Here is an 18,313-nt window from a genome sequence, read left to right as displayed (position 1 = left end):
GAACCGCTCTTTCTGAGTCAGATGTTTTCCCTGCATGCAACAGGCTCTCCAGTAGGGCCAGAGCGGTGATTTTATCCGGGTCTGGCCAGTGGGTCACTTTGTTGCGTTTCGAGTGGGAATGGGGCCTGAACCAGGCTGTCGGAATAACTGGCATATCCACCATCAGGGCGGCCAGATCCTACTGGTGACCGGGGGGCGCGGCTGGTATCAGGAGTGGAATGAACCGGCTCGCCAACTTACCGCCGGGGACGTGGTCAATATCCCGGCAGGCGCCAAACACTGGCACGGTGCAGCCCAGGATAGCTGGTTTGCGCATATTGCCGTGGCGGTCCCGGCCGAGGGTTCCTCCAATGAGTGGTTGGAACCGGTATCCGACGAGGATTACCGTCAACTGCCATGATAAAAAAGCCACCTGCCAAAACGGGTGGCTTGAGATTAATGAGCAAGGACGCAGCATGCGGCCCCTTTTAGAAAGTTAAGGCGTCACCCAATCACTAATCCCAGAACCGCACCGCCCGCCAGGATCCATAATGGATGAATACGTTTATTCATACTCAGCAGCGTCGCTAACACAATTAATATCGCCAATCGCCAGTTGGTCGCTGAAGCCTGGGCAATCAGCACACCGCTCGCGGCAACCAATCCGACAGTGACCGGCACCAGCCCAACCTGCACGATACGCCGCCAGGGTTTATCTTTAAAACGCCGCCATGCGCCCATCACCAGGATGGTGACAATGGACGACGGCCCAAACTTGGCTACGGAGGAAACCAGCAGCCCGGCCCAACCCGCGACGTGCCAACCAATCAGCGGCACGATCATCATATTTGGCCCCGGTGCCGCCTGTGCCATGGCGAACAGCGCGCTAAATTCCTGTGCGCTCATCCATTGATACACCTCCACCACCTGGCGCTGCATTTCCGGCAGGATGCTAAAGCCGCCGCCAAACGCCATCAGCGAAAGCTCGGTAAAAATGATCGCCAGCGAGATTAACACCGCCATCATGAAGGTTTCCTCCACGCCAGCAGAATACTTAGCGGTGCCAGCACCAGCATGGTGGGCAGCAATGGCAAACGTAGCCAGGCAATCGCCACCAAAGCAATGGCGACAATCGCTAACGGCAACCATTTTCCCCACAGTGGCAGCAGCATTTTCAATGCGGTAGAGAGCAGTAAGCCCGCCGCCGCTGCGGCTAAACCGGCAAACACGTGCTGCACATGAGCATCGTCTTGGTAGCGGGCATAAATCACGCCTAGACCAACCACAATTGCCGTTGGGGCGCAGATCAGCCCGAGCAAGGCCGATAGCGCACCACGCAATCCGCGAAACTCCATCCCCACCGCCACCGACAAGTTTATGACGTTGCCACCCGGCAGGAACTGGCACAGTCCCAGCAGTTCGGTGAACTGTTCAGCGGTTAACCAGCGGCGTTGTTCCACCAACATACTGCGCGCCAGCGGCAGCACCCCGCCAAAGCCGATCAGGCCCAGCATCAGAAAGCCGGTAAACAGTTGAGTATTGCTCGGCGGCTCGGCGATCTCCTGGCCCTGTAGCACATTAGGATCTGACATGGCGTTTCCCACATTATCTCAGTTGTTATCTGGCATAATGCACGCGGCCAAGCCATGATGTCTAATGCATTTCAGAGCCATTATCGCTACGGTGTAGGCGCCGTAGAACAAGCTTAATCGTCCCGATCGACAATCCGCGTCAGGTGGATGACCAAGTACAGCAGCTCGTCGTTGGACATCTCCATTTCCAGCAGATTTTTCACATAGTCACGGATCACCAGTGCACAACGATAGGCATCTGGGTACTCTTTCGTCGCCTGCGAGAACAGGAAATCGTCTTTCGACTTCACCTGTTTGTTATCGATCATGCGTTGAATGAAAAACTGCATATGCAGCAGGAAACGCGAGTAATTGAGCGAGTCTGTGGCGATATCGATGCGGAAATGGTATTTGATGATGTTGAAGATATCCTTCAGCATCTTCACCGCCAGCAGCGTGTGCTCCATACTCTGTACGTCGGTCTGGCCATTGACCAGATGAAAGGCAATATTCCCCGCCTCTGCCTCCGGCAACAGGATATCCAAGCGCTCGTTGATCTGCGCCAGCGCCTGTAATGCTACGGCAAACTCCTGCGGATAAAAGCGTTTTACCTCATGCAACAGCCGGTTCTGTATGACGATGCCTTTACGGCAGCGCTCAATCGCAAAACTGAGATGGTCCACCAGGGTGAAAAAGATCTGTTCGTTGACCCGGCCGCCAAGCTGGCTGTTGGCCAGCCTGAGGATCATCTGCACCAGTTCAATATGCTGCTCCGGCGTGGCTTCTATCAGGCGCAGATGGTCGTGGCCGGTTTGACCATTCTGCACCACATAGACTTTTTCTATGCTGGCCGCAGCCAGCACATCTCCCACTTTGCTGTTAAACCCGATGCCCTTGCCCATCACGATAACTTCGCGGTTATCGCTGTCGGTGGACAGCACCAGGCTGTTATTGAGCACCTTGATGACTTTCATCATTAAACTGTGTTATCCACGTTGTTGGCCGTTCGAGGCAATCAGGCGCTGATACCAGGCGAAACTGTGCTTCTTGATACGCCGCAGATCGCGCAGATCCTGTTCACCACGGTTGACATAGATAAAACCGTAGCGCTTGGCGTAGCCCTGATGCGTGCTGACCAGATCGATCGCCGCCCACGGGCAGTAACCCAGCAGATCGACACCATCGTTAATCGCCAATTGCATCTGTTCGATATGCGCACGCATAAAATCGATGCGGTAATCATCATTGATGATATCCCCAGACAATAGCTGGTCCGGCGCGCCGATGCCATTTTCAGTAATTAAAATCGGCAGATGATAACGTTCATAAACCTTGCGCAGCGTCAGCCGCAGGCCCACGGGGTCGATCACCCAACCATAGGGCGTTTTGTCGACATACGGGTTTTCCGCTGCCCGATATACGCCCGGTTCACCCAGCATGATTTGCTGATCCCCCGCGCGAGCCGTAATATCCGAGGCATCACCACGGCTGGCTGCGATAGTGGCAGTGGAATAGTAGTTAATCGCCACATAATCCGGCCGCCCTTGCAGCAGTAGCTCCGCATCTCCGTCTTCAATCACAGGGGCAAGGCCACGATCCTGCAAATATCGCCAGGCCAACGCATTGTATCGGCCATGTACCGCGACATCCAGAAAGCTCCAGCAGCGCAGCGTTTCCCAGTTGTGGGCGGCGATGGCATCCAACGGGTGGCAGGTTTCCTGATACATGGAAGTGGTATTGATCGCCGGGCCGATTTTCCCCTTGGGGCAACGCTGATGGCACAAAGCCATGACCCGCGCCTGCGCCACCAGCATATGGTGGCTCTGTTGATAAAGCACTACCTTGGAAGGCAACTCGCCGCCCTTCGGCACACCGATGGCTCCAGGGTGCAGGATCATGGTGTTCTGCTCGTTGATGGTCAGCCAATATTTGACCTTATCGCCAAAGGCAGTGAACAGCACGTCCGCATACTCGACAAAGGCATCGATGGTCTGCCGATTGCTCCAACCGCCCTGTTGTTCCAGTACATAGGGCAGATCGAAATGGTAGAGTGTGACCACCGGTTCAATGCCGTGCTTGAGCAGGTCATCGATCAGGTCACGATAAAACGCCAGGCCAGGCTGATTCACCTCACCCGTGCCGTTGGGCAAAATGCGCGTCCAGGCTACGGAGAAACGGTACGCCTTCAGCCCTAATTCGGCGAACAGCTTAACGTCCTCACGAAAACGGTGGTAATGGTCGCTGGCCACCTTAAAATCTGCCGTCTCGGCGGGATGATCGAGCATATCAACAATGGAAGGACTTTTGCCGTCCTCGTCCCATGCCCCCTCAACCTGATAAGCCGAGGTTGAGGCCCCCCACAGGAAGCCTGGTGGAAAATCGTTCAGCTGTTGGTAAATCATACTTTTTGCTCCTGAATATTCAGCGCGACAATTTGCTCACCAAAGTTCACCGGGCCAGGCTGCCGACAGCTCAGGTGCGGATACTGCTCACTGTTGACCACCAGCACCGGGGTGATGATGTCGTAACCCAGCGCGGTAATCGCAGCAATATCAAAGCGTACCAGCTCATCACCGGTTTTCACCCGATCGCCCACCTGCAGTTGAGAGCTGAAATGCTCACCGTTGAGATTGACGGTATCGATGCCGATATGCATCAGCACTTCCATACCGTTATCGGCCTTAATGCCTACGGCATGCTTCGAAGGCAGGAAGGTCACGATTTCCCCGTCCACGGGCGCGCGCAACACACCTTGTTCAGGCACAATCGCCACACCCTTGCCAAGTAACCCTTGTGAGAATACGTCGTCATTCACCTGTTCCAATGCCACCAGTTGGCCTGCCAACGGGCTGTGTAGCAACGCGTCATCAACAGACGGTGCGCTGTCTGTCACCGTTGACTCTTCTTCATCAACCGGATCTTCAAAGCCCAGGATCCAGGTCAAGGCAAAGGTCACGACGATAGCGATGACGCAGGTGATGAGGGCGTGCACGATATTCATCGGGTTTTCGCCGATAAAGGCCGGCAATGCCGCCAATCCCGGCGAAACAAAGGCATAGCGCACCAAACCGCTGACACCCGCGTAGACACCGGCACAGCCACCGCCAATCATGGCCGCGATCAGCGGTTTACGCAGTTTCAGCGTGACGCCGTACAGTGAAGGCTCGGTGATCCCCAACAGCGCGGTGAAACCGGCGGATGAGGCCAACTGGCGCAAATTTTTATTCTTGGTGCGGAACGCTACGCACAAGGTTGCCGCGCCCTGGGCGATGTTGGAAGCCAACATACCGGGGCCATTAATCATCTCAAAGCCGTTTTTACTCAACTGGCCGGTAGCAATAGGCGTCATTGCCCACGCCGTGCCGGTGATCACCAGGAACGGTTGCAGCCCGCCCATTAACATCGGGATCAGCCAACTGGCCTTGCCATCGATGATCGCCGCGCCGCTGGCTACCAGATCGTTGAGGAAAATACCGAACGGCCCCACCGCCACCAAGGCTAGCGGCGTGGTCACCAGCAGGATGATCATCGGTTTGGTGAAGAATTTAATCATGGTCGGCGAGACTTTTTCGGCAAAGCGCTCGATATAGGACATCAGCCACACCGTGAAGATGATCGGCAGCACTGAACCGGCATAATCGGCCAACCGCACCGGGATGCCAATAAAATCGATTGGCGAACCGGCAGCCAGCATCTGGGCAAGATTGGGGTGCAGCAAGGCTCCCGCGATGGTCATGGCCAGAATAGGATTACACTCAAACTTGATTGAGGCGCCGTAGGCCAGCAGCACCGGCAGGAAAAAGAAGGCGGCATCGGCGATGGTATCCAGCAGATGGTAAGTTGGGCTGGCCGCGCTGATCGCCCCAGTTAACTTGAGGATCGCCAGCAGCGCCTTGATCATCCCCGCGCCGGTAATAGCCGGGATCACTGGCGTAAAGGTGGTCGAAATCACGCTGATAATCTGCGTAAAGACACCGCCCTTGGCCTTGTTTTTCGGCTGTCCGTCAGGTTTGCCCAACGGTTGGCCAATCACTTTTTGCAACGCGCGGAAAGTCTGCTGCACGTTGTTGCCCACCACAATCTGGAACTGTCCACCGCGCTCGACTACGCTGATCACGCCGGGCAAAGCTTCAATCGCCTTCGCATCTACCCGACTGTCGTCGTTAAACTCCATCCGCAGGCGGGTGGCGCAATGCGTCAGCTTACTGACGTTACCCTTCCCCCCGACCAGTGCCAATATGTCCAAGCCCAACTTGTTATAATCCATAGGTTTTCCCCGGCAAAAAAAGCAAAAAAAAAGACCAAAATGAAAATGCTCCCCTTCGGCAGAAGAAGTGCATTTCTATTTTGGTCTTGCCTGCTTGCGCAGTAACACGCCATCATAAAAATGATTGAGTAGCTTATTAGGCTACGGCGCAAGTAATACCGCGGACGCGATCGCCAGGCAACCGGCAACGGCAAGCTTTGTGATTCGCATCACGATTAGCCGCAGGAAAACTCGCAAGCGATCCAACGAAAAATCATCAAACTCTCCCGCGACATACTGTAGCCATGCCCTTCAATAGGTTAAACTTCCCTACCTCGGCGAGTTACCTCTGCCGACCGTTGCGCTTGAATAACAATGAACCAAGGAAGTCTACATGCAACAAGGCTCTAAACTGCGGCCACCACCCATTGATGTGATCACCATTCAGTCGCAGGTGGTCTACGGTAGCGTGGGGAATGGCATTGCCTACCGCACGTTGTTGAAGAAGAACCTGGAGGTGTTGCAGGTACCGAGCGTGTTGTTTGGTTGCCCGCCCTATTACGGCGCGCCGCACGGGGGAGCGATCTCCAGCGAATGGTTCAGCGGTTTTCTGGAAGATCTGATCGCCCGTCAAGTCGTGTGCCGCGCGCGGGCCATCATTATCGGTTACCTGGGTGACGTGGCGCAGTGCCAGATTCTGGCCGACTGGCTGCCACGGGTGATTGCCCTCAATCCAGGTATCAAGATCTATATCGATCCGGTGATGGGAGACTATGGCGAAGGGGTTTACGTCGATAAACGTCTGGTTGAAAGCTATCGCTCGCCATACCTCAATCTGGCCCATGGCCTGACGCCAAACGGATTCGAACTGGAGCAGCTGTGCGGCATGGCGCTGAGCACGCGTGAGCAAACCGAACAGGCTGCGCGGGCGCTACTCAAAGGTAATACGCAGTGGGTGCTGGTTACCAGTGCACCTGGCGTGGCAAACGGCGATCAAGAAGTTGGCCTGTTGCTGGTCACAGCAGACGAGGCGCAAAGCTTCACCCATGCCAAAATCGATTCGCCGGTAAAGGGCACGGGTGACATGTTCACCGCGCTGTTAATTGCTCATTTGCTGCAGGGGGAACCTTTCAGCAAGGCAGTGCCGACGGCGATCCATGAGGTGTGTGCGGTATTGGAAGATGCGGCGCGTCACGGTTGGCAGGAGATCGGCCACCTGCGGGCGTTGAAATAACGGCAGACGGCGCAGGTAGCCCCTGCGCCATGGCCACTCAACGCTTTTTCTTCTTGTTGAAATCCAATTCAAAAGCAAACACCGCGCTTTGAATTTTGCGTTCGGTCAGCATTCCCATCTTGAGAAAACGGCAGGACAGGCGCATGAAATGCTGCGTTTGGTCTTCATCAATATCGTGATCTTGATTCACGGCAATCAGTTCCATATTCACCTTGAACTTGCCGTAATCTCCCAAATCCAACTGAGCCTTATTGAACACCAGCCCCGGCTGCATATAGTCGGGTACCGCGCCATCAATACGCAAACCAACGCCACCCGGCGAAAGATCGTGGATACGCAGTTGGTAAGGGGTGCCATCGCTGTGTTCACCGTTACAGAAGAATTCACGCCAATAAGGCGTGGTGATACGTAACTGGCGGCGGCGCTGGATATAAACCAGTTGTTTCGGCAGACACGCCTCGTAAACCGGCATGGCGTTATGCTCGGTCAGTTGCGCCTGGTCAACGGAGAATTCGATTTTTGCATCGTGGTTTTCAATCACAATGCTGAATTTCCCACCGGAGAGCTGCTCTGGAGCATCACAATCAAAGACGATGTTATCAGCGCCAACGCTTAATAATTGGCCAATGAATTCGTGTTGTTGATTAACGACACGCAGCGGTGTTCTTTGCTTATAGATGTCGCGCAAGATTGCCAGAACTTCAAAACGCTCCTGCTTGATAAACCGTCCGTTATCAATATGTTCCACCCGTCACTCCCAGCATTGTCCATCGACGCTAACGCTTTCCTTACGCAATCATCACCGCCATCAATACTAAAGTCAAATTTCCCAGCGTTGCCATAATAATGGCAATAGTCGGCCAAAACGAGCCGCCCATGCTGCCTGGCCTGCACTATCCCCGATGAGATCTTGGCGGATCTCGATGCCAACATAGGGTAATTCATGGCGTTCCGCATGTACCGGCAGCGTGTAGTCGGTCGCATCAGTCATCGCATAAGGCTCGTTGATACCAACCTGTAAATCCCCTTCTTCACGCAGCAACTCCGCCAACAGCAGGGCAAATTGTGGATGGCGGTTAAACAGCAGCCCAACCTGCCACGGCCGCGCATCGCCTTTAAACACCGGCGTAAAGCTGTGCATAGCGATCACCGCGCTGGGTTGGTTATTGGCGCGGCGAGCGGCCAGCGTGTGATTGATGGCCTGGTGGTAAGGCTGAAAAATTTCCTGTTCGCGGGCGCCCGCTTCGGCCGCGCTGATCCCTTGGTTGCCAGGAATTGGCGTAACTTCCGATAACGGTGGGATCGAACTGGCAATCCCCGGCATACGGTTACAGTCGATCACCAAACGTGAGTAGTGCTGATGGATCAGTGTCGCATCCAACTGCTGAGCCAGCAGACGGGAAACCGCCAGCGCACCGATATCCCAGCCGATATGCCGATCGATATCGCCGCTGGCCAGACCAAGATCGCCCAAACGTTTTGGGATGGCCTGCCCCGCGTGATCGCACAGCAGTAAGAAAGGAGAAGTCGCCTGTGGCAGCTCAACGCTCACGGCAGCAGGCTCATCGGCAGACAACAAGGTTGGGGTATAGGGGTGATACATAGGGCACTCCGGCGTAAGAAAGCGCTAATTCTAGGCGATCCTCTCACCGGCTACCAATTTCCCATGGGAGAATTTGGCGCGGCCGCACTTTCGGTCAAAGCGGAGCCGGTGTCATGACCCATTGATTTTATGAATGGGCGCGCCCTCCCTCACGTTGTTAGCCGATCTAAAGATGAGCGGCAATATAGCGCTGATAGCGGGCAGGCTTCAGCCGCGTCAGATCGACCAACACTAAACCATCGATACAGTGGTTAAACGCCGGATCGGTACCGAAGTCGATAAACTGCACGCCACCGGGCTCACACAGCTCGGTGTATTGCTTGTATAAAGTCGGGATCGAACAGCCGAGGTTGCTCAACAGGCTTTTCAGCAGCAGCAAGTCTTGCTGATAATCATCACCGGCAAACTGGGCCAATATCTGTGGTAAAGAGGCCGGATAAGGCTGCCGTGACTGGGCCATGGCATGGTCTGGAGCGAAATAGAGGCGATAGAAGGCAATTAACAAATCGCGGGCGGCAACCGGCATGCCTCCTGAAATGGATACCGGGCCGAACAGATAGCGATACTGCGGATATTTGGCGAGATAGGCACCAATACCGAGCCACAGGTAATCCAGACCGCGCTTCCCCCAATAGGCGGGTTGAATAAAGCTGCGGCCCAACTCAATCCCCTGTTCAAGGATCGGTGTCATATCGCGATCGTAATGGAACAGGCTGTTGCTGTAGATGCCTTCCAGTCCTTTGCTGGCCAACTGCGGTGCCGTGGGGATAAAGCGGTAGGCACCGACAATCTCCAGTTCCTCCTCATCCCATAGCACCAGGTGATAATAGTCGTCGTCATAGCTGTCCAAATCGCGCCGCCGCCCCGAGCCTTCCCCCACGGCACGGAAAGCGATCTCACGCAGGCGGCCAAGCTCCCGCAGGATCGGTGTTCTGGCCTCCCCCTGACGGCGATAAAGGAAAATGGTTTTGCCATCCGGCGTAACACCCAGTCGCTCGCAGGCCGCCAACGCTTTTTTCAGCTCGAGGCGATCTTCCGCCAAGGCGATGGCCGATTCGCTGGTAAACAGCCCTGGCTTTCCTTGACCCAACCGATAGACATGGCGACGGAAACGCTCGGCGAGATCGCGTGCTTGAGTATGGCCATCATGCCAATGGGCAAACGGAATGCGCCCGCCGATGCGGATTTTGATCCGTCCGCCCCGCTGTTTGAACATCTCTCGCACCAATAACAAGGTGGATAACGGGCGATAAATCAGCGAGGTCAAATAGAACAGGCCGCTGTTTCTGGCGCTGATATGGATCGGTACGATCGGCGCCCGCGCCTTGGCGGCCAGCCGCAGAAATCCGGTATGCCAGTGACCATCGCGTATTCCATTGGGACTCATACGGGACACTTCCCCCGCTGGAAACAAGATCAGCACGCCCTGATTATCCAATTGGGCCTGCATGGCTGAGATTTGCTGGCGGTTGGTACGGTTGCCCAGGTTATCAACCGGTACAAACAGATGACGTAAAGGTTCGATACAGCTCAGCAACTGGTTGGCCACTACCTTGACGTCTGGCCGTACCGCCGCCACCGTCCGCAACAGCACCAAGCCATCCAGCGAACCAATGGGATGGTTGGCAACCAACACCACCGGGCCTTGGCTGGGGATGTTTTCCAGATCCCCATCCACCAGTTCGCAGCTCAAATTAAAGTAGTCCACCACCTGCTCGATCAGATCCAACCCTTTCAGGTGAGGATAGTCGGCGGCAAACTGACTGAATTCTTTTTCACGCAGTAAGGTTCTTAGCAGGCTACGCTGCCAGGCAGGGGGAGAATGCTGTGGGAAGACATCTTGCAGCAGGCTATCCAAAGTAAACATCGGGTCATCTCCTGGCCTAGTCGCTGCAAACTTAAGCCAGCGTCATGACCTGAACATGACCGTTTGATGACGGAAAGATGAAATAAGGCGTCAGGGGCGAGAATGCTCGCCCCTCTATTCTCTGGTTTACAGAGCGGCCTCTATACGAGCGTTGACCTGTTCCCGCAGCCGCAGTAGCACAGAGGCTTGATGAGGGTAACGTTTGAAGGTGATGCGCATCCCCAGCTCTTGATCGATCAACTGCTCCACCGTGGCGCGATCGGTCAGGCTCTCCAACAACTGCAAGGCCCGCAGATCCTGCAACCCCTGATGGAATACCCGCAAACGCAGCGACTCTATCGGCATGAAATTCGGCCCAGGGTAAACCACAAAAGGATCGCCAGAGGGGAAGGCGTTGCCGCTGTCGGTAACCGCATAGGGATTCAGTTTCTCCCGGGAATGGCTGCTGTTATAGAAGTTGTAGCCCCAGTGGAGGAAACCGCTGATGTTATAGAGGTAAAGCTGGATACCCAGAATGCGGTTGCGGGCCGAAGGCTGGGCAAAGAAGCGGTTGGCTACCTCGGTTCTTTGCACGCAGCAGTAATAGGCCCACAGCTGCGGGATTTGATGCTCGAGGAATGGCTCGATATGATCGGTGGCGACTACCGGAGTTTCTACCAACCCACGCTGATAGAAGTCAAAGTCGGAGAGTGCATCGAAGGTACAGAACCCCTCTAGCAACGGCTGCAGCGAATCGCTGGCACGTTGGTAGGCGGCGATATTTTCCAGTTTAGGTTCATCCGAGATGTGGAACCACACCTGCCGTTGCAGAGCCCGTGCCCGGAACCAGCCGGTTAACGCTGGCATCAATGCCTGCAGAAACTGCTGATATTCGCTGCCGTGGGCATCGGTATGCCAACCAAACAGCGGCTGCATTTCCCCCGCGACCTCAACCATAATTTTTGGCGCATGCGCTGCGCCCCATTGGGTAAACAGGTGGGCAATTTCGAAGTGTTCGATCCCCTCCTCCTGCGCCATCGCTACCCACTGCGCCAATCGTTCAAAATCAAATTGGTAACCTGCAACGGTGCGTTTCACCCCAACCAACTGCACGGTGGTGCGTTCGCCACCGATGGCGGTATCCAGCGGCGGCGTAAAGATCGGCGTTAGCAGCATATTCACGCCATTTGCCACCGCGTTGCGGACCAAGTTACGCACCGCCTGCCAGTATTGCGGGCTGAACACTGCAATCTGGTAATAGTCCGCCAAACAGTCGGTATGTAGCCATTCGGTATGCAGCAGCCTCTGCTTTGGCAACGCGGCAGGCACCACATGCAGCGTCATACTGGCTGCGGCCAACTCTTCCCCCGTCTCTTGATCAAACAGCCGCAGCGTTAGCGGATAGTCGCCACCGGCAATACCCTGTGCTGGCGGCGTAAAGGTCAGCCACAGGCTAGCGTAATAACGGCAGGCGGCAAAAAAACGCCGATCCTGGATGGGCATCAGCGGGTCGGGAAATAGGCCAGGCTCGGTCGTCAGATAGTTCTCATCGGCCTCGGCATAACAGGGAAAATGGCTGGGCACCGACTGCACATGGCGCACGCTGATATCATCGGCCAATTGCCCCTCAAGTTGATAACGTAATTCCCGGCGGGTTTCATTATCCTCGCGGTACAGACAATACACGCCTTGCCATGAGAGGGTTTCATTATTCAGGCAGCTGAATTGGTTTTGCTGTTCTACCTGCGGTGCGGCTTGACGATGAAATACCTTCTCCAGGCAATGGGTAAATAGTAGCGTGAGACGCATAATAGCTGCCCTGTATTATTTTACGGTGGGATTGAATTAATTTCAGGCTAGCGCGTTTTTTCACCACAGGCAATATAGGCCAACGAAAAAAGCTAGCGAATGCCCTCTCGCCCGGCAAAAAATTAATTTTTTTGTTTATTTGCATCACAAAAATGAAAGATGCCGCGGCCTGCACAATAAAAACGTTTTTAATCCCCATTATGGTGCAAGGGTTATCAGTTAATACTATGACCCCAGCAAGCCATAACTGCCGCCCGACAACGGATTTTCGCCCTTCGACATTAACAATTCATCAACAAAAAAGCCTTTCGGTTGGTGGCTTTGACCTTTCGTTGTTAACAACAGTGAAAGATACGCGCCCCATTTTTGGGCAAAAGGGCTGCATTGACACATTGAAAGTTAAGGGATAGAAAGAAATCACGTTCACCAAAAAATGTATTCGCCAACACCGAGGGTAAAGCAATGTCACCTAGAAAAAACGCCGGACGTTTTCTGTTGCATTCCGCTGTTGCAGCCGCTTTATTGTTGCCGACCATGTTATATGCCGCCGACCAGATAACATTGCGTTATGCGGTTTGGGATCGAAACCAATTACCTGCCGAACAGGAAATTGCCAAGCGATTTGAGCAGGCCAACCCGAATATCAAAGTGGAAATAGAATTAACGCCTGCCGCGCAATACTTTGTTAAATTAGACTCCGCCGCTGCCGGCGGTGTCGCACCGGATATATTCTGGATTAACATGCCCTATTTTGTGCAATATGCCAAAAACAGCATTATGCAACCGCTGGGCGATTATTTAAAAGACGGCACGGTCAATCTGGATAATATCGTCGCCAGCTCCGTTAAGGCTTATCAATTCGACGGCCAGCAGATGGCCATCCCGCGCGACGTCGACTCCATCGCCGTGTGGTACAACAAAAAACTGTTCGATCAGGCTGGCGTCAGCTATCCCACCAGCGACTGGACCTGGGATGACATGAAGAAGAAGGCCGCCGAATTGCAAACCGGCCTGAAGGGCAGCGCCTTCCCGCTGGTGATGGATCTCAGCATCGACGGCCAGGACAGCTATATGAACCTGCTGTTCCAGAAAGGCAATCATATCGTGCCAAAAGATGGCCAACCGACCGATATCGCCAACGACAACGCCATCTGGGTCTACCAGCAGCTACAAGGGATGATGAAAGACGGCCTGATGCCGACCGCCCAGCAGATGAGCGAAGTGAAGACCGAGAACATTTTCCAGTCCAACCGCGCCGCCATGGTGTATGCCGGTTCCTGGCTGGCCGCACCGTTCGCCAACAATCCGCTGATCAACGACCATATCGGCGTGGTGATGATGCCGAAGATCGAGCGCCAGTCTGGCGTGGCTCACAGCCTGGCCTATGCCATGTCCGCCAAGAGTAACCACAAGCCAGAAGCCTGGAAGTACATCGAGTTTATGAGCAGCGAAGCCTCGCAGGCCACTTTGGCGAAAGTGGTGATCCCGGCCAACAAGGTCGCGGCTAAAGCCTGGGTAGAGGAAGTCAAAAAGGTTGACGTCAGCCCGTACATCCAAACGCTGGAAGTGACCGAGGCCTATCCAACCGCAGGCACCAACACGCCGAAGTGGCAAAACATGTGGATCGGCAGCCTGAAGAAAATCTTTATGGGCGCGGATGCCCGTACGGAAATGGATAAATCGATCAAGAAGATCGAACGCATCATGGAGCAGTAATTCCCCCCGCTGCGACCTACCTACCCGAGGGTAGGTCGCAGCGGAAACACTGAGCAGTCAAAGGTGAGGAATGGCGACATGTCGCTGGCAGAAACGGCTACGGCCAACATAAAACAGGCAAAGAGCAAACCTCGTGCCGCATTAAGCCGCCTGGAGCGGGCCGAACGCTTCTGGGGCTGGGTGATGATCCTGCCGCTGGTGATCGGCCTGACGGTATTTTACTTCATCCCGTTTTTACAGAACATTTTTTACAGCTTTACCGACCTCAACCAGTTTATGAGCTGGACGACCATCAGCTTTGACAACTACATCAACCTGTTTGAGGACGATGACTTCTATACCGCCGCCTTCAACACCCTGTTTTATGTGGTGGTGTGCGTGCCGGTGATCCTGCTGCTGTCGTTGCTGCTGGCGATTGGGCTTAACCAGAACATTCGTGGCAAAGCGTTGTTGCGCACCCTGCTGTTTCTACCGGCGGTGACCATGCCTGCCGCAGTGGCAATGGTGTGGCAGTGGTTGTTCAACAAGGATTTTGGCCTGATTAACCAGGGGCTAAACCTGTTGCATATTACGCCGGTCGCCTGGCTCTCCGATCCGGACGTGGTACGCATCAGCGTGTCCATCATCATTATCTGGTCGTCGCTGGCGCTGAAAATCATCATCCTGCTGGCCGGTTTGCAAAGCATCCCCCGTCAGCTGTATGAAGCCGCCGATATCGACGGTATCAGCACCCTGCGCCGTTTCTTCTTTATCACGCTGCCGATGATGGTACCAACGCTGTTCTTTGTGTCGGTGATGAGCTTTATCGAGATCCTGCAAATCTTCGACGTGGTGTTCCTGATGTTCGACCGAGCGCTGGTGGAAGGTGACGTGATGACCATCACCAATCTGTTCTACAAATACGCTTTCTATCTGCAAGAGAAAGGTTACGCCTCTGCCATTACCGTGGTGCTGTTCGCCGTGACGCTGGTGATCACACTGGTGCAGATGGCGATCGGCAAACGCCTGAGAGTGAGCTGAGGAGCCATTGATGACGATAAGCAAACGAGCCCTGGTCTATCTGTTTATGACGCTGGCGGCGCTGGCCTCGGTGGTGCCCTTTATCTGGATGCTGGTGACTTCGCTGAAAACCCAGGCCGAAAGCATCCAGATCCCGCTGACCCTGCTGCCGGAAAACCCCAGCTTGCAGGCCTACGGCAAGATCATGCGCGAGATCCCTTTCGCGGATTTTTATATCAACTCACTGCTGGCCACCTTCTCCACCGTGACGCTGCAAATGGTGATCGCCACCATGGCCGCGTATGGCTTCTCTCGCCTGCACTTTCGTGGCCGTGACGCGGTGTTTCTGGTGTGCATCTCGATCCTGATGGTGCCGGGCCAGGCATTTCTGATCCCGCAGTTCCTGGTAGTGCAGAAGATGGGGCTGGTCAACAGCATTACCGGCCTGGTGCTGCCGGGGATCTTCAGCATTTACGCCACCTTCCTGCTGCGGCAGTTCTTCCTGGCAGTCCCTAAGGAGATGGAGGAAGCGGCGCTGATCGACGGCTACAGCTACTTCGCCATCTTCTGGCGCATCATGCTGCCGCTGATCCGCCCCGGCATCATCGCCTGCATCATCATTAACGGCTTGTGGAGCTGGAATAACCTGATGTGGCCATTGATCGTCAACACCACCACCGAAAAATTGACGCTGCCGGTGGGGTTGGCTTCGCTGTCCAGCCGTGCCGGAGTGGAATACCCGCTGCTGATGGCCGGTGCCTTGATGGCGGTGATCCCGATGCTGATGCTGTTCATTCTTTTCCAACGTTATTTCATCCAGGGCATCGCCAGCGCTGGCGTTAAAGGCTAACAGCGAACAATAAGGTAAACAGACATGGCCGGTATTCAATTAAACAGTGTGAAAAAGGTCTATCCCAACGGTTTCCGGGCGTTGCATGGCGTGGATCTGGATATCAAGGACGGTGAGTTTATGGTGTTTGTCGGCCCGTCCGGCTGTGCCAAATCCACCCTGCTGCGCATGATCGCCGGGCTGGAAAGCGTCAGCGAAGGCCAAATCATGATCCACGACCGCTGCGTTAACGACACCATGCCCAAAGATCGCGGCATCGCCATGGTGTTTCAGAACTATGCGCTCTATCCACATATGACCGTCTACAAGAACATGGCCTTTGGGCTGATTGGTAAAGAGAGCAAGGCTGAAATCGACCGGCGGGTACAGGATGCTGCCGAGAAGCTGGAAATCACCAATCTGCTGCATCGCAAACCCGGCCAGCTCTCCGGTGGCCAGTGCCAGCGCGTGGCAGTTGGGCGTGCCATCGTGCGTAAACCCAAGGTGTTTCTGTTCGACGAGCCGCTCTCCAACCTAGATGCCAAGCTGCGCGTTTCCATGCGCGTGCAGCTCATCGAACTGCACAACCGACTGAAACAGGAGGGTGCTGCCGCCACCATGGTGTATGTGACGCACGATCAGGTCGAGGCGATGACCATGGGCGACCGCATCTGCGTGATGAATCGGGGCACCATCATGCAGGTAGACAAGCCAATCAACCTGTATCACCACCCCGCCAACCGCTTTGTCGCCGAGTTTATCGGCAGCCCGTCGATGAACCTGCACGATCTGGACTTGCTGCGTAATGCTCAGGGAACACAGCTGCGTATCGACGATCGCTATCTGCTGACCCTGCCGCCCGCGCTGGAAAAACAGTTGGAAGACTATCCGCACCAGCGCGTTTGCCTGGGTATTCGCCCTGAAGCGCTGCGCCTGTGTGCTGCCGGCACCCAAAACTGTTTCCCGGCCCGTATCGCCACCATTGAACGCATGGGCAACGAAGAGTTGCTGCACTGTGAACTGGCCGGATTACGCTTCGTGCTGCGGATTGCGTCTCAGCCAGACTGGGAACCGAGCATCGGCGAACAGATCCATTTGACGTTTGATTTGGCCCGCGCCCACCTGTTCGATCAGGCCAGCGGTGACAACCTGAATAATAACGCTACCCAGTCACTGGGATAATTTGGGAGTACTTTGCAATGTCTAATGACTTTACTGGCCGTCTGGTACGCGTGTTGGTGATTGGTGCCGGTGCTCGTGGGGAGATTTACTCTCGCTATGCATTGGCTCACCCAGAACTGATGCAGGTGGTGGCGGTCGCTGAACCGCGCGATACCTATCGCCAGCAGTTTGTGGCTCAGCACGGCATCTCGCCCGAAAACGTCTTTACCGACTGGCAGCAGGCCGTGGCGGCAGGCAAACTGGCCGATGCGGTGATGATTTGCACCCAAGATACCCTGCATCTGGCACCGGCCCTGGCCTTCGCCAAACAGGGTTATCACATGCTGCTGGAGAAACCGCTGTCACCTGATGCCAGTGAGTGCCGCACCATCGTTGAAGAAGTGGAGCGCCAGGGGATCATCTTCTCCGTCGGGCACGTGCTGCGCTATACCCGCTATACCCAGAAACTCAAGCAACTGCTGCGCGATAAGGTCATTGGCGACATCGTTAGCCTGCAACATCTGGAGCCGGTGGGCTATTGGCATCAGGCTCACTCTTTCGTGCGTGGCAACTGGCGCAACGACCAGCAGGCAGCCTTTATGCTGCTGCAAAAATCCTGTCACGATATTGACTGGATCCGTTACGTGATGGATACGCCTTGCGAGCAGGTCAGCTCATTCGGTGGATTACGCCACTTCCGCCAGGAAAACCAGCCTCAGGGCGCAGCGGATAACTGCCTGGACTGCGGCGTTGAGGCCGAATGCCCCTATTCCGCCAAACGCATCTACCTTGGCGAAAACCACAAGGCAACGCCGGGCTTCCTGCGGGTGCTGACGCCAGAAGTCGATCAGGAACATCTGGTCGCCGCGCTGCGCAACGGCCCTTATGGTCGCTGTGTCTACCGCTGTGATAACAACGTGGTGGATCATCAGGTGGTGAATATGCAGTTTAGCGGTGGCCGCACCGCCGCCTTTACCATGACCGCCTTTACCAAAATGGAAGATCGCAAAACGCGCATTTTTGGCAGCCAGGGATGCCTGGAGGGCGATGGCCGCTACATCCGCATCACCTCCTTCCTTGACGACCGCGAAACGCTGTATGACGTGGACGAGGCCGAAGACCTGCACACCATGTCTGGCCACGGCGGCGGCGATTATTATCTGATGCAGCACTTTATCGCTGCCGTGCGCGCCAACGATCCTTCGCAGGTGCTGTCTGGCCCGCAGGAAACGTTGCAGAGCCACCTGATGGTCTTTGCCGCCGAACGCGCCCGCCGGGAAAACGCCGTCATCACCTTGGGTGAGGAGTAAAGCCGTGGCT

General features: G+C 55.1%; 15 protein-coding genes and 1 pseudogene. 7 read left to right on the top strand and 9 right to left on the bottom strand.

Annotation, left to right across the window (positions count from 1 at the left end):
* Positions 1-127 precede the first annotated feature (127 nt).
* Positions 128-400 (top strand): annotated as a pseudogene (locus ACMV5H_RS20095) (cupin domain-containing protein); the annotation flags it as partial.
* A gap of 83 nt (positions 401-483) precedes the next feature.
* Here the strand turns inward: ACMV5H_RS20095 and ACMV5H_RS20090 are convergent.
* From ACMV5H_RS20090 to ACMV5H_RS20070, 5 genes are all read right to left on the bottom strand, one after another.
* Positions 484-1,005: a chromate transporter gene (locus ACMV5H_RS20090; RefSeq protein ID WP_414822343.1), complete on the bottom strand. Its 522-nt coding sequence runs from the start codon at positions 1,003-1,005 to the stop codon at positions 484-486.
* Complete coding sequence (locus ACMV5H_RS20085; RefSeq protein WP_037375950.1) at positions 1,002-1,571, bottom strand: chromate transporter; 570 nt, start codon at positions 1,569-1,571, stop codon at positions 1,002-1,004. The genes ACMV5H_RS20090 and ACMV5H_RS20085 overlap by 4 nt, the downstream gene beginning before the upstream one ends.
* Positions 1,572-1,684: 113 nt before the next feature.
* Positions 1,685-2,524, bottom strand: coding sequence for a BglG family transcription antiterminator LicT (gene licT, locus ACMV5H_RS20080; RefSeq protein WP_037376086.1), 840 nt, complete (start codon positions 2,522-2,524; stop codon positions 1,685-1,687).
* A 12-nt stretch (positions 2,525-2,536) separates the two neighbouring features.
* Positions 2,537-3,952, bottom strand: a complete 1,416-nt coding sequence (locus ACMV5H_RS20075; protein WP_094981274.1) for a glycoside hydrolase family 1 protein — start codon at positions 3,950-3,952, stop codon at positions 2,537-2,539.
* On the bottom strand, positions 3,949-5,817 hold the full coding sequence (locus ACMV5H_RS20070; RefSeq protein ID WP_021806466.1) for a beta-glucoside-specific PTS transporter subunit IIABC: 1,869 nt from the start codon (positions 5,815-5,817) through the stop codon (positions 3,949-3,951). The genes ACMV5H_RS20075 and ACMV5H_RS20070 overlap by 4 nt, the downstream gene beginning before the upstream one ends.
* 373 nt (positions 5,818-6,190) lie before the next feature.
* On the opposite strand from ACMV5H_RS20070, the gene ACMV5H_RS20065 reads away from it, so the two are divergent.
* On the top strand, positions 6,191-7,030 hold the full coding sequence (locus tag ACMV5H_RS20065; RefSeq protein ID WP_021806467.1) for a PfkB family carbohydrate kinase: 840 nt from the start codon (positions 6,191-6,193) through the stop codon (positions 7,028-7,030).
* Between the two features lie 37 nt (positions 7,031-7,067).
* Here ACMV5H_RS20065 and ACMV5H_RS20060 read toward each other — a convergent pair whose 3' ends face one another.
* From ACMV5H_RS20060 to ACMV5H_RS20045, 4 genes are all read right to left on the bottom strand, one after another.
* Positions 7,068-7,778 (bottom strand): flagellar brake protein, encoded by a 711-nt coding sequence (locus tag ACMV5H_RS20060; protein ID WP_021806468.1) that lies wholly within the window; start codon positions 7,776-7,778, stop codon positions 7,068-7,070.
* Between the two features lie 72 nt (positions 7,779-7,850).
* Positions 7,851-8,633, bottom strand: coding sequence for an N-formylglutamate amidohydrolase (locus ACMV5H_RS20055; RefSeq protein WP_059200878.1), 783 nt, complete (start codon positions 8,631-8,633; stop codon positions 7,851-7,853).
* A 166-nt stretch (positions 8,634-8,799) separates the two neighbouring features.
* A complete protein-coding gene (locus tag ACMV5H_RS20050; protein WP_414822342.1) occupies positions 8,800-10,500 on the bottom strand; it encodes a lysophospholipid acyltransferase family protein in 1,701 nt (566 codons plus the stop codon).
* Between the two features lie 126 nt (positions 10,501-10,626).
* The gene (locus tag ACMV5H_RS20045; protein ID WP_414822341.1) at positions 10,627-12,288 is read right to left on the bottom strand and encodes a DUF4091 domain-containing protein; all 1,662 of its coding nucleotides are present in this window, start codon (positions 12,286-12,288) and stop codon (positions 10,627-10,629) included.
* A 462-nt stretch (positions 12,289-12,750) separates the two neighbouring features.
* Here ACMV5H_RS20045 and ACMV5H_RS20040 point away from each other — a divergent pair, with 462 nt between their 5' ends.
* From ACMV5H_RS20040 to ACMV5H_RS20020, 5 genes are all read left to right on the top strand, one after another.
* A complete protein-coding gene (locus ACMV5H_RS20040) occupies positions 12,751-14,004 on the top strand; it encodes an ABC transporter substrate-binding protein (protein WP_414822340.1) in 1,254 nt (417 codons plus the stop codon).
* A 78-nt stretch (positions 14,005-14,082) separates the two neighbouring features.
* A complete protein-coding gene (locus ACMV5H_RS20035) occupies positions 14,083-15,024 on the top strand; it encodes a carbohydrate ABC transporter permease (RefSeq protein ID WP_021177896.1) in 942 nt (313 codons plus the stop codon).
* A 10-nt stretch (positions 15,025-15,034) separates the two neighbouring features.
* On the top strand, positions 15,035-15,853 hold the full coding sequence (locus tag ACMV5H_RS20030; RefSeq protein WP_021806473.1) for a carbohydrate ABC transporter permease: 819 nt from the start codon (positions 15,035-15,037) through the stop codon (positions 15,851-15,853).
* 24 nt (positions 15,854-15,877) lie between these two features.
* Positions 15,878-17,014, top strand: coding sequence for an ABC transporter ATP-binding protein (locus ACMV5H_RS20025; RefSeq protein ID WP_021806474.1), 1,137 nt, complete (start codon positions 15,878-15,880; stop codon positions 17,012-17,014).
* A 17-nt stretch (positions 17,015-17,031) separates the two neighbouring features.
* A complete protein-coding gene (locus ACMV5H_RS20020) occupies positions 17,032-18,303 on the top strand; it encodes a Gfo/Idh/MocA family protein (protein ID WP_414822339.1) in 1,272 nt (423 codons plus the stop codon).
* Positions 18,304-18,313: the final 10 nt, after the last annotated feature.

Origin of the sequence: Serratia sp. N21D137 (assembly GCF_047530005.1) — a bacterium.
GTDB classification, from domain to species: Bacteria; Pseudomonadota; Gammaproteobacteria; order Enterobacterales; family Enterobacteriaceae; genus Chania; species Chania fonticola_B.
Note: the sequence above shows the minus strand (reverse complement) of the source record. Positions and strands in the feature narration are given on the sequence as shown.

What these genes read in the sequence shown, in the direction of transcription:
- ACMV5H_RS20050 (WP_414822342.1), bottom strand. Translation starts at nt 10,500, where the DNA reads ATGTTTACTTTGGATAGCCTGCTGCAAGATGTCTTCCCACAGCATTCT.
- ACMV5H_RS20075 (WP_094981274.1), bottom strand. Translation starts at nt 3,952, where the DNA reads ATGATTTACCAACAGCTGAACGATTTTCCACCAGGCTTCCTGTGGGGG.
- ACMV5H_RS20090 (WP_414822343.1), bottom strand. Translation starts at nt 1,005, where the DNA reads ATGATGGCGGTGTTAATCTCGCTGGCGATCATTTTTACCGAGCTTTCG.
- ACMV5H_RS20030 (WP_021806473.1), top strand. Translation starts at nt 15,035, where the DNA reads ATGACGATAAGCAAACGAGCCCTGGTCTATCTGTTTATGACGCTGGCG.
- ACMV5H_RS20070 (WP_021806466.1), bottom strand. Translation starts at nt 5,817, where the DNA reads ATGGATTATAACAAGTTGGGCTTGGACATATTGGCACTGGTCGGGGGG.
- ACMV5H_RS20055 (WP_059200878.1), bottom strand. Translation starts at nt 8,633, where the DNA reads ATGTATCACCCCTATACCCCAACCTTGTTGTCTGCCGATGAGCCTGCT.
- ACMV5H_RS20035 (WP_021177896.1), top strand. Translation starts at nt 14,083, where the DNA reads ATGTCGCTGGCAGAAACGGCTACGGCCAACATAAAACAGGCAAAGAGC.
- ACMV5H_RS20025 (WP_021806474.1), top strand. Translation starts at nt 15,878, where the DNA reads ATGGCCGGTATTCAATTAAACAGTGTGAAAAAGGTCTATCCCAACGGT.
- ACMV5H_RS20020 (WP_414822339.1), top strand. Translation starts at nt 17,032, where the DNA reads ATGTCTAATGACTTTACTGGCCGTCTGGTACGCGTGTTGGTGATTGGT.
- ACMV5H_RS20065 (WP_021806467.1), top strand. Translation starts at nt 6,191, where the DNA reads ATGCAACAAGGCTCTAAACTGCGGCCACCACCCATTGATGTGATCACC.
- ACMV5H_RS20085 (WP_037375950.1), bottom strand. Translation starts at nt 1,571, where the DNA reads ATGTCAGATCCTAATGTGCTACAGGGCCAGGAGATCGCCGAGCCGCCG.
- licT (WP_037376086.1), bottom strand. Translation starts at nt 2,524, where the DNA reads ATGAAAGTCATCAAGGTGCTCAATAACAGCCTGGTGCTGTCCACCGAC.
- ACMV5H_RS20040 (WP_414822340.1), top strand. Translation starts at nt 12,751, where the DNA reads ATGTCACCTAGAAAAAACGCCGGACGTTTTCTGTTGCATTCCGCTGTT.
- ACMV5H_RS20045 (WP_414822341.1), bottom strand. Translation starts at nt 12,288, where the DNA reads ATGCGTCTCACGCTACTATTTACCCATTGCCTGGAGAAGGTATTTCAT.